Source organism: Metabacillus sp. 113a, assembly GCF_050107635.1.
Taxonomy (GTDB): Bacteria; Bacillota; Bacilli; order Bacillales; family Bacillaceae; genus Metabacillus_B.
The window spans coordinates 90900-100898 of sequence record NZ_JBNILJ010000011.1 but is presented as its reverse complement, the minus strand read 5'-3'; the positions used below and the strand labels follow the sequence as shown (position 1 = coordinate 100898).

Annotated in this window: 11 protein-coding genes and 1 tRNA gene; 9 read left to right on the top strand and 3 right to left on the bottom strand. The window is 47.0% G+C overall.

Features of this window, described 5'->3' with window-relative positions:
• Window positions 1-49: 49 nt before the first annotated feature.
• The 5 genes from ACQCVE_RS14780 (at window position 50) to tsaD (ending at window position 2923) form a co-directional block, all read left to right on the top strand.
• Window positions 50-126 (top strand) — tRNA-Asp (locus ACQCVE_RS14780).
• A 169-nt stretch (window positions 127-295) separates the two neighbouring features.
• Window positions 296-760: a tRNA (adenosine(37)-N6)-threonylcarbamoyltransferase complex ATPase subunit type 1 TsaE gene (gene tsaE, locus ACQCVE_RS14775; protein WP_426863273.1), complete on the top strand. Its 465-nt coding sequence runs from the start codon at window positions 296-298 to the stop codon at window positions 758-760.
• Window positions 753-1445: a tRNA (adenosine(37)-N6)-threonylcarbamoyltransferase complex dimerization subunit type 1 TsaB gene (tsaB, locus tag ACQCVE_RS14770; protein ID WP_426845821.1), complete on the top strand. Its 693-nt coding sequence runs from the start codon at window positions 753-755 to the stop codon at window positions 1443-1445. Before tsaE ends, tsaB begins: the two co-directional genes overlap by 8 nt.
• 13 nt (window positions 1446-1458) lie before the next feature.
• Window positions 1459-1920, top strand: a complete 462-nt coding sequence (gene rimI, locus ACQCVE_RS14765; protein ID WP_426845823.1) for a ribosomal protein S18-alanine N-acetyltransferase — start codon at window positions 1459-1461, stop codon at window positions 1918-1920.
• Window positions 1910-2923, top strand: coding sequence for a tRNA (adenosine(37)-N6)-threonylcarbamoyltransferase complex transferase subunit TsaD (gene tsaD, locus ACQCVE_RS14760; protein ID WP_426863272.1), 1014 nt, complete (start codon window positions 1910-1912; stop codon window positions 2921-2923). The genes rimI and tsaD overlap by 11 nt, the downstream gene beginning before the upstream one ends.
• A gap of 246 nt (window positions 2924-3169) precedes the next feature.
• Here the strand turns inward: tsaD and ACQCVE_RS14755 are convergent, their stop codons facing one another.
• Window positions 3170-5095: an ABC-F family ATP-binding cassette domain-containing protein gene (locus ACQCVE_RS14755; protein WP_426863271.1), complete on the bottom strand. Its 1926-nt coding sequence runs from the start codon at window positions 5093-5095 to the stop codon at window positions 3170-3172.
• A gap of 271 nt (window positions 5096-5366) precedes the next feature.
• On the opposite strand from ACQCVE_RS14755, the gene ACQCVE_RS14750 reads away from it, so the two are divergent.
• Together ACQCVE_RS14750 and tatC are read left to right on the top strand one after the other, a co-directional pair.
• Window positions 5367-6014, top strand: coding sequence for a redox-sensing transcriptional repressor Rex (locus tag ACQCVE_RS14750; protein WP_426845829.1), 648 nt, complete (start codon window positions 5367-5369; stop codon window positions 6012-6014).
• Window positions 6015-6030: 16 nt separating this feature from the next.
• Entirely contained in the window at window positions 6031-6789 is a 759-nt protein-coding gene (tatC, locus tag ACQCVE_RS14745; RefSeq protein ID WP_426863270.1) for a twin-arginine translocase subunit TatC, read from the top strand.
• A gap of 27 nt (window positions 6790-6816) precedes the next feature.
• On the opposite strand, the gene ACQCVE_RS14740 is transcribed toward tatC, so the two are convergent.
• Window positions 6817-7020, bottom strand: coding sequence for a YdiK family protein (locus ACQCVE_RS14740; protein ID WP_426845833.1), 204 nt, complete (start codon window positions 7018-7020; stop codon window positions 6817-6819).
• On the bottom strand, window positions 7017-7733 hold the full coding sequence (locus ACQCVE_RS14735) for a CPBP family intramembrane glutamic endopeptidase (protein WP_426845835.1): 717 nt from the start codon (window positions 7731-7733) through the stop codon (window positions 7017-7019). The genes ACQCVE_RS14740 and ACQCVE_RS14735 overlap by 4 nt, the downstream gene beginning before the upstream one ends.
• 276 nt (window positions 7734-8009) lie before the next feature.
• On the opposite strand from ACQCVE_RS14735, the gene groES reads away from it, so the two are divergent.
• Entirely contained in the window at window positions 8010-8294 is a 285-nt protein-coding gene (gene groES, locus ACQCVE_RS14730) for a co-chaperone GroES (RefSeq protein ID WP_426845837.1), read from the top strand.
• A 58-nt stretch (window positions 8295-8352) separates the two neighbouring features.
• Window positions 8353-9993, top strand: coding sequence for a chaperonin GroEL (gene groL, locus ACQCVE_RS14725; protein WP_426845839.1), 1641 nt, complete (start codon window positions 8353-8355; stop codon window positions 9991-9993).
• The last annotated feature ends 6 nt before the right edge of the window (window positions 9994-9999 follow it).

Sequence of the window (9999 nt, the reverse complement as noted above, 5' to 3'; positions counted from 1 at the left end):
CTCATAACCCGAAGGTCGCAGGTTCAAATCCTGTCCCCGCAACCAAAATGGTCCGGTAGTTCAGTTGGTTAGAATGCCTGCCTGTCACGCAGGAGGTCGCGGGTTCGAGTCCCGTCCGGACCGCCATGATCTTTTAAAAGACAACGAAACGCGATGTTTCGTTTTTTTTGTGTCTAAAATTTGAGTATGTGAAGTTGAATCCGTGCACTTGGATAAACGAATGGAGTGCGCTAAACTGTTAATAATGATACAAGAACGAAAAACGTTAATTAATTGCGAAATATAGGTGATTAAAATGAATGGTTTTGACATCAGTTCTGAATCTGCTCAAGCTACACAAGCTCTTTCTGAAAAACTTGCCAGGTTGCTGAAGGGCGGCGAGGTGCTGACCCTTGAGGGGGATTTAGGTGCGGGGAAAACGACCTTTACGAAAGGTCTTGCCAAGGGCCTTGGTATTCAAAAAATCGTGAACAGCCCTACATTTACCATCATGAAAGAATACCACGGCGGACGGCTATCGCTTTATCATATGGATGTTTACCGTTTAGATGAAGAAAGCGAAGCATTAGGATTCGAAGAGTACTTTGAAGGGAATGGAGTAACAGTTGTCGAATGGGCTCATTTAATTCAGGACCAGCTGCCAATGGAAAGGCTTGAGATTGCCCTTTTCCGCAGCGGAGACGAAGCAAGATTGCTTCGCTTCCAGCCGCATGGTTCTAAATACATTGATTTATGCAGGGAGCTTTTTGAGAATGAATAAAGTATTAGCGATTGATACGTCCAATGATACGCTTGGTCTCGCCCTGCTCACGAACGGAAACGTGACAGGAGAATTTATTACGCATTTAAAAAAGAATCACTCTGTCCGAGCCATGCCCGCGGTCGAACAGCTTCTGAAGGATTGCGGCATCAAGCCCTCCGACTTGGACAGCATCGTGGCCGCAGTGGGTCCCGGCTCTTACACAGGAGTCAGAATCGGTGTAACCATTGCCAAAACTTTGGCCTGGTCCTTATCGATTCCTCTTTATACTGTTTCAAGCCTGGAGTGCCTCGCAGCCGGCGGCCGTTATTTTGACGGACTGATTTGTCCGCTGTTTGATGCAAGAAGAGGCAGGGTGTATACCGGACTATACACCTGGAACGATGGGGTCCTGCTCAGCAGTGCTGATGATCAGAACGTGCTTCTGGCGGATTGGCTTGAAGGGCTGAAAGAGACAAATAAAAAAGTGCTATTCATAGGGCACGATGTTCACATGCATTGGGAAATGATTGAGGAGAAGCTGGGCAGTCTTGCTGTTAGAGCCGATCTGGTTCAAAACAGTCCTAGGCCTTCAGAGCTTGCAAGAATCGGTCTTCAAAAGGAGCAAACCTCTGTGCACACCGCTGTGCCAAACTATACGAGGCTCGCCGAAGCAGAATCTAAGTGGCTTGAAGAGCAAAAATAAGTTGGTGGAGAACGTGGGGAAAAGCGAGTTGAAAATCAGGGCCATGAGGGTCGAGGATATCGATTCTGTATATGAAATTGAAACGAAGTCCTTTGCAACGCCCTGGAATAAAGAGTCCTTTTATAATGAAGTGGCCCATAACCTGTTTGCCACCTACCTTGTCGCTGAGCATGATCATAAGGTAATCGGCTATTGCGGAATCTGGCTCATTGTAGATGAGGCCCAAATCACCAATATCGCCATCCTTCCGGAGTATAGAGGAAACGGGTTTGGAGAAACTTTGCTTAAAAAGGCGATGAAAGAAGCAAAAAAGAGGGGAGCCCGCCAGCTCTCGCTTGAAGTAAGGCTGTCCAACTACCCAGCCCAGGAGCTGTATAAAAAGCTTGGGTTTAGGCCAGGCGGGATCAGGAAGCAGTATTATACAGATAATTTAGAAGATGCATTAGTGATGTGGGTGATGTTAAATGGAGTGTAAGGATCGGTATATTCTGGCCATTGAAACGAGCTGTGATGAAACAGCAGCGGCCATTATTAAAAATGGAACGGAAATTGTGTCCAATGTAGTCGCCTCTCAAATCGAATCGCATAAGCGTTTTGGCGGAGTTGTACCTGAGATTGCGTCCAGGCACCATGTAGAGCAAATTACGCTGGTTCTTGAAGAAGCGATGCAGCAGGCTAAGCTTGAGTTTAAGGATTTGACCGCGATTGCGGTAACAGAAGGACCTGGTTTAGTAGGAGCCCTGCTGATTGGGGTTAATGCAGCGAAGGCTCTCGCTTTTGCCCGCCAAATCCCCTTGGTCGGCGTTCACCATATCGCAGGCCATATTTACGCCAACCAGCTCATTTCCGAGCTGAAATTCCCATTGCTTGCGCTGGTTGTATCCGGGGGACATACCGAGCTTGTCTATATGAAAGAGCACGGCTCATTTGAAGTAATTGGCGAGACACTGGATGATGCAGCGGGGGAAGCCTATGACAAAGTTGCCCGGACTTTGCAGCTGCCATACCCGGGGGGGCCTCACATTGACCGGCTTGCCCAGGAAGGAGAACCGGTCATTGACCTGCCGCGTGCATGGCTTGAGGAAGGCTCCTATCATTTCAGCTTCAGCGGGCTTAAGTCTGCTGTCATTAATACGCTTCATAATGCCAGGCAAAAAGGCCAGATCATTGAAGCGAGAGATCTTGCGGCAAGCTTCCAGCAGAGCGTCATCGATGTTCTGGTGGAAAAAACCTTCCGCGCGGCTATCGAGTATGGAATCGGGCAGGTGGTGCTTGCAGGAGGAGTAGCTGCAAATAAAGGGCTGCGACAGGCATTGTCAGTCCGTTTTGAGGAGCGGTCAGACATAGAGCTTGTGATTCCTCCATTATCCTTATGTACAGATAATGCCGCGATGATTGGCGCTGCAGGGGATATGCTCTATCAAAAAGGAGTTCGAGGCCATATGGGTATGAATGCTAATCCGGGGCTGGAACTATAGAACGACAGAATCTTTGCTGTGTATAAATGGCGAAGGTTCTTTTTTTTACAGGTTATCAACAGGTTTATCCACAAACCTGTTGATAGAATTCCAAACCTTGCAAAATAAGGGGATATGGACTGTGGAAAATGTGGATAAAATGAAGGTTATTTGTGGATAGTGTGGATAATAGAGCTGGGAGCTTGAAAAATAAGTGCTGAAGCTGTGGATAAAAAAAGAACAGCTTGAACGCTGTCCTTTTTCCTTCTATTCCTGAAGCTGTTCCCACTCGTCCATCAAGTTGGCAACCGAAAGCCGGTATTCTTCATTTTGCCGGTTGATTTCCTGCAGCTTTTCGTGATCCTGATAATAATCGGGATCGGCGAGCAGCTGCTCGTTTACTTCGATTTTTTCCTCAAAGCTGAAAATCGCGGATTCAATTTCTTCAATTCTTCTTGAACGCTGCCGTTCAAGCTTTTTTAATTCTTTTTCCTGCTGGTACGAAAGCTTCGTTTCCTTTTGTTCCTTTGCTGGGGACAGCGCAGTTTTTTCCTGCTGTTCCAGAGCTGCGAGCTCCTCCTGTTCCTGTTTCTTGGAAAGGTAATAATCGTAATCACCGAGGAACAATTCCAGCCCATCCCGGGAGAGCTCACACACCTTTGTAGCTATGCGGTTGATGAAATACCGGTCATGTGAGACGAACAAAATGGTGCCGGGGTAATCCACAAGGGCATTTTCCAGCACTTCTTTGCTGTCCAGATCCAAATGATTTGTCGGCTCATCCAGGATAAGCAAATTGGCTTTTTCCATCATCAGTTTTGCAAGGGCAAGCCGTGCTTTTTCTCCCCCGCTTAAAGCAGACACCGGTTTAAGAACGTCGTCCCCGCTGAAGAGGAAGTTTCCGAGAACAGTCCGGATTTCTTTTTCAGGCTTTAGCGGATATTCATCCCAAAGCTCATTCAGGACCCGTTTATTCGAGGTCAGCTCGGCCTGCTCCTGGTCATAATAGCTGATTTTTAAACTGGAGCCGTAACGGATGTCGCCTTCCATCGCCTTTAGCTTGCCGACGATTGTTTTAAGCAGGGTGGATTTGCCGATCCCGTTCGGTCCGACAAGGGCTAAGCTGTCGCCGCGGTCTGCTGCGAATGTGATATTGGAGATAGCAGGTGCTTTGCCGTCATAGGAGACGGTCAGCCCATCCACTTTAAGGACATCGTTCCCGCTCTGCTTATCAATATCAAACCGGAATACGGCAGATTTTTCGTCGCCTTGGGGCCTGTCCATCATATCCATCTTTTCCAGCTGCTTGCGGCGGCTTTGAGCCCGTTTTGTTGTTGAAGCTCTTGCCAGGTTCCGCTGAACAAATTCCCTCAATTTTGCGGCTTCGTCCTGCTGTTTTTCATAGGCTTTCATATCCCGTTCATAGTTCTCGGCCTTTTGCTGAAGGTAGGCTGAGTAATTTCCGTGAAATTTGGCTGATTGATGCCTTGAAATTTCGTATACCTGATTGACAACCTTGTCCAGGAAGTACCGGTCATGCGAGACGATCAGCACGGCTCCCTTATAGCCCTGCAAGTATTGCTCAAGCCATGAGAGGGTAGCGATATCCAGATGGTTGGTCGGCTCATCGAGAATCAGCAGATCCGGACTCGTCAGAAGAAGCTTCCCGAGCGCGAGACGGGTCTTCTGGCCGCCGCTTAAAGTGGAGATGGAGATGGATTGGTCAAAATCCCCAAAACCGAGACCATGGAGAATGGATCGGATATCCGCTTCGTATTGGTAGCCGCCCTGTTCCTTAAAGTCGGTTTGAAGGCGGTCATATTCCTTCATTGTCTGGCCGAACTGGGGACTTGCGGGATCAATCTCTGCCATATCGGCTTCCATGCTGCGCATTTTCTTTTCCATCTTTTGAAATTCGCTGAACACTGTCAGCATTTCATCCCATATCGAACGGGAGGACTCAAGTCCTGTATTCTGGGCTAGATAGCCGATGGTCAGATCCTTCGGCTTAATCAGCTCCCCGGAATCATACGAAAGCTGGCCGGAAATGATTTTCAGGAGCGTCGATTTGCCTGCTCCGTTTCTTCCGACAAGCGCTATCCGGTCCCGTGTCTGAACTTCAAGCTTAATATTGGATAATATCGGTTCAGCTCCAAAAGATTTTGTGAGCTGCTGAACTTGCAGTAGAATCATACTTTTCACCTCATATATACTCCTTTCAGTGTAGCTCAACTGCCGAATGCGGGCAACCTTGCCGTCTCTTTTATGGCAAATTCCTGGTATCCGCCAAAAGACAATTTTAGAAAAATAGTGTATAGTTTGGGTAGGATGCCATCTATACCTTCTTCTTCGCATTTATGCAGGAAATGAAATTGGAAGCGCTAACGTAAAAATAGAAGATATAACTATATAATAAGAGGCGAATGCCTGAAGATTTGCATCAAGGAATGTGAGGGAACCAGACATGAACATTGACCAATCCAAAATACCGCAGGCAACCGCGAAACGTCTGCCGCTTTATTACCGTTTCTTAAAAAACCTTCATTCTTCCGGAAAGCAGAGAGTGTCATCAGCAGAATTGAGCGACGCTGTAAAGGTGGATTCCGCCACGATCCGCAGGGATTTCTCCTACTTCGGGGCTCTTGGAAAAAAAGGCTATGGATACAACGTGGACTATTTGCTTTCCTTTTTTCGGAAAACGCTGGATCAGGATGAGCTGACGAAGGTCATTTTGATTGGGGTCGGGAACCTCGGAACGGCATTTTTGCACTATAATTTTTCAAAAAACAACAACACAGAGATCTTCGCGGCTTTTGACGTGGATGAAGAGAAAATTGGGACTCAGGTCGGAGAAGTGCCGATCTTCCATCTGGATGATCTGGAGGAGCGTCTTCCTGAAGGAGCACCGGTAGCAATTCTTACCGTTCCAGCACCGGCTGCGCAGTCGATCACAGACAGGCTGATTTCAATAGGGGTCAAAGGGATTCTAAATTTTACACCAGCAAGACTGAACGTGCCGGACAATATTCGGATTCATCATATCGATTTGGCAGTGGAGCTGCAATCTCTTGTTTACTTCTTAAAGCATTATCCAAGCGAGACATCTGTGTAAAAGGATGGATGGTCCCATGAACGAACGGGAAATGACGGTTTATGAGCACATAGAAGAGCTCCGGAAACGGATCATCTTCTTAGTCATCTTCTTTATCATCGCGCTGGCCGCCGGCTTTTTTCTGGCTAAGCCCCTCATTTTATTTCTGCAGCAGACAGAAGAGGCGAAGAACCTGACCTTGAACGCGTTCAGGATTTCAGACCCGCTGCTGCTTTATATGAAATTTGCCTTTATTATTGCGTTTGTTCTCATCTCCCCGCTGATTTTGTTTCAGCTTTGGTCGTTTATCAGCCCTGGCTTATATGAAAGAGAGCGAAATGCGACATTAAGCTACATCCCGCTTAGCGTCCTCTTATTTTTAGCGGGACTGGCATTTTCCTATTTCGTTCTATTTCCGTTTGTCATCCGGTTTATGACTGAATTGTCGGCCGATATGGGCATCAATCAGGTCATCGGCATCAATGAGTACTTTCAATTCCTGCTGGAGCTGACCTTGCCTTTCGGACTGCTCTTCCAGCTGCCTGTCGTCATTATGTTCCTGACAAGGCTTGGCATCGTCACCCCGCTGTTTTTAAGGAAAGTCCGTAAATACGCGTACTTCCTTTTGCTTGTGGTCGCCGGGTTCATTACACCGCCTGAGATCCTGTCACAAATGATCGTGCTGCTGCCGCTTGTTCTTTTATATGAAATCAGCATCATCGTTTCACAGAGAGCGTATCGGAAGTCGCAGCTCATCCAGATGGAGGAAGAGGCGAAGGAACAGCTTTCGGAATAAAAAAATAACCTATCCGGACGGGATAGGTTATTTCCTTTGGATCTCTCTTTTCAGCTTACTGCCAAACAGAAACATCCGGATAGCTACCGCGAAATCAAAGGTCGCAATGATCATGAGGATCACGGTAGAAAAGGAATACAATCCGTTTGACGCACTATTAATCGCAAGGTACGTAAACAGAATGCCCATGGCTAAATAAAAGAGGGCAAGAGCCCAGGGACGTGCTTTCATAAGAAGGTTCCTCCAATAATGCTTTGCAATTGCTCTGCTTCCTTCAGCATTCTTTCAATATCATCACTATATACATACTGAATGATGACCACAAGTGTGTTCATAAATACGTGGGCGATAATCGGAACGATAATCCGCTTTGTCTTAACGTACAAAAACGCAAAGGTCAGACCCATTGCCGTATAAAGCAGAATGTGGGCAGGATCCTGGTGGACCACTGCAAAGATGACAGAGCTGATGACAGCTGCAAGGATAAAGTTGGTCCGTTTGTAAATGGTTCCGAAAATGATTTTTCGGAAAATGATTTCCTCGAGAATCGGCCCTGCAATGGAGACGACAAATACCATAAGGGGTGTCAGTCTCACAATCTCCATGATCTGCTGCGTATTCTCTGATCCCGGCTTAATGCCGAGCAGCTGGGATTCAATATTTGCTGCGATAACCTGGGCGAGAAACGCCAGAAAAATTCCTCCGACAGCCCAGGCTGCGGACGAAGAAGCAGAAGCGGGAGTTCCCCTTAAGTCCGTTTCTCCTTTATCCTTTCTCAAAAGGAAAAGAACAATGGCAAGACCGGCGGCAAAGCTGATGATGTTCCAGTAGCCGATCACCTGGTTCCGTTCAACGCCCAGGCTTAAGAGAAGCGGGGCACCGGCGAAAATGGAAAACTGCATAACGACATATGTAAGCAAAATGTACCAGTAATGTTTCTTCACGTCTAAGCTCCTTTAGGATCCGCACTTGCTTATAGCCTATTCCTGAGTGCGGCTAATGATACGCTAATAACAATTGTACCATATCCAGCTTCCCATCACTCCTGACAGGCCTGGCTGAGTGCGTTTTCAATTGTTGAATTTCGTCGAACAAAAATTAAATGGTTTTCACTTGAAATTCGGAAAAAGTTTATATAATATAGACTTGTGTGTTAGCACTCAACATAAACGAGTGCTAATAAATTAAATTTACATATGAAAATGAGGAGGGTGTTTCACTTGTTAAAGCCACTAGGTGATCGTGTAATTATTGAATTGGTTGAATCTGAGGAAAAAACAGCAAGCGGCATCGTATTGCCTGATTCTGCGAAGGAAAAACCGCAAGAAGGAAAAGTTGTAGCTGCTGGTACAGGACGCACGCTGGACAATGGCGAGAAGGTTGCTCTTGAAGTAGCTGCGGGCGATCGCATCATCTTCTCAAAGTATGCTGGAACTGAAGTTAAATATGAAGGTACAGAATACCTGATCCTTCGTGAAAGCGACATTTTAGCGGTTATCGGCTAATCGGCCCAACCGTATAACAAAAAATAAAACGATAAACAATTCCAAGGAGGTATTTTTCATGGCTAAAGAAATTAAATTCAGCGAAGAAGCTCGCCGTTCCATGCTTCGCGGTGTGGACGCGCTTGCGAATGCCGTAAAAGTAACATTGGGACCAAAAGGACGCAACGTCGTTCTTGAAAAGAAATTCGGTTCTCCGCTTATCACAAACGATGGTGTGACAATCGCGAAAGAAATCGAGCTTGAAGATGCTTTCGAAAACATGGGAGCAAAGCTTGTTGCTGAAGTAGCAAGCAAAACAAACGACGTAGCAGGTGACGGTACAACTACGGCAACGGTTCTTGCACAGGCAATGATCCGCGAAGGCCTGAAAAACGTAACAGCCGGCGCAAACCCTATGGGCGTCCGCAAAGGAATCGAAAAAGCAGTAAAATCTGCAATTCTTGAGCTTCAAGCGATTTCCAAGCCAATCGAAGGCAAAGAGTCCATCGCTCAAGTAGCATCCATCTCTTCTGCTGACGAAGAAGTTGGACAACTAATTGCTGAAGCAATGGAGCGCGTTGGAAACGACGGCGTTATCACAATCGAAGAATCCAAAGGGTTCACGACTGAGCTTGAAGTGGTAGAAGGTATGCAATTCGACCGCGGCTACGCTTCACCATACATGGTAACTGATTCAGATAAGATGGAAGCGGTTCTTGAGAATCCTTACATCCTGATCACAGATAAAAAGATCACAAACATCCAGGAAATCCTTCCTGTTCTTGAGCAAGTGGTTCAGCAAGGCAAATCTCTATTGCTTGTGGCAGAGGATGTTGAAGGGGAAGCACTTGCAACACTTGTTGTGAACAAGCTTCGCGGAACATTCAATGCAGTAGCGGTTAAAGCGCCTGGCTTCGGTGACCGCCGTAAAGCAATGCTTGAAGACCTTGCCATCCTGACTGGCGGAGAAGTGATCACAGAAGATCTTGGTCTTGACCTTAAATCTGCGAACATCACTCAGCTTGGACGCGCATCCAAAGTTGTCGTTACGAAAGAAAACACAACTGTGGTTGAAGGAGCAGGCGAAACAGACAAAATCGCAGGCCGTGTAAACCAAATCCGTGCTCAATTAGAAGAAACAACTTCTGAGTTCGACAAAGAAAAGCTTCAAGAGCGTCTTGCTAAACTTGCTGGCGGCGTAGCCGTGATCAAAGTTGGTGCCGCTACTGAAACAGAACTAAAAGAGCGCAAACTCCGCATCGAAGACGCCCTGAACTCTACGCGCGCAGCAGTAGAAGAAGGAATCGTATCCGGCGGTGGTACGGCCCTTGTGAACGTATACAACAAAGTAGCTTCTCTTGAAGCAGAAGGCGATGCAGCAACAGGAATCAACATCGTGCTTCGCGCTCTGGAAGAACCAGTACGCCAAATCGCTCACAACGCAGGCCTTGAAGGATCCGTCATCGTTGAGCGCCTGAAAAACGAAGAAATCGGAGTTGGATTTAACGCTGCAACAGGCCAATGGGTAAACATGGTCGAAGCAGGAATCGTTGACCCGACAAAAGTAACACGTTCCGCACTTCAAAACGCTGCATCTGTCGCAGCAATGTTCCTCACTACTGAAGCAGTAGTAGCCGACATGCCAGAAGAAGGCGGCGGCGCCGGCATGCCTGACATGGGCGGCATGGGCGGAATGGGTGGAATGGGCGGCATGATGTAATATCGC

Excerpts from the sequence above, each read along its gene's own strand:
- tsaE (WP_426863273.1), top strand. The coding sequence starts at position 296 with ATGAATGGTTTTGACATCAGTTCTGAATCTGCTCAAGCTACACAAGCT.
- tsaB (WP_426845821.1), top strand. The coding sequence starts at position 753 with ATGAATAAAGTATTAGCGATTGATACGTCCAATGATACGCTTGGTCTC.
- tsaD (WP_426863272.1), top strand. The coding sequence starts at position 1,910 with ATGGAGTGTAAGGATCGGTATATTCTGGCCATTGAAACGAGCTGTGAT.
- ACQCVE_RS14755 (WP_426863271.1), bottom strand. The coding sequence starts at position 5,095 with ATGATTCTACTGCAAGTTCAGCAGCTCACAAAATCTTTTGGAGCTGAA.
- ACQCVE_RS14750 (WP_426845829.1), top strand. The coding sequence starts at position 5,367 with ATGAACATTGACCAATCCAAAATACCGCAGGCAACCGCGAAACGTCTG.
- tatC (WP_426863270.1), top strand. The coding sequence starts at position 6,031 with ATGAACGAACGGGAAATGACGGTTTATGAGCACATAGAAGAGCTCCGG.
- ACQCVE_RS14740 (WP_426845833.1), bottom strand. The coding sequence starts at position 7,020 with ATGAAAGCACGTCCCTGGGCTCTTGCCCTCTTTTATTTAGCCATGGGC.
- groL (WP_426845839.1), top strand. The coding sequence starts at position 8,353 with ATGGCTAAAGAAATTAAATTCAGCGAAGAAGCTCGCCGTTCCATGCTT.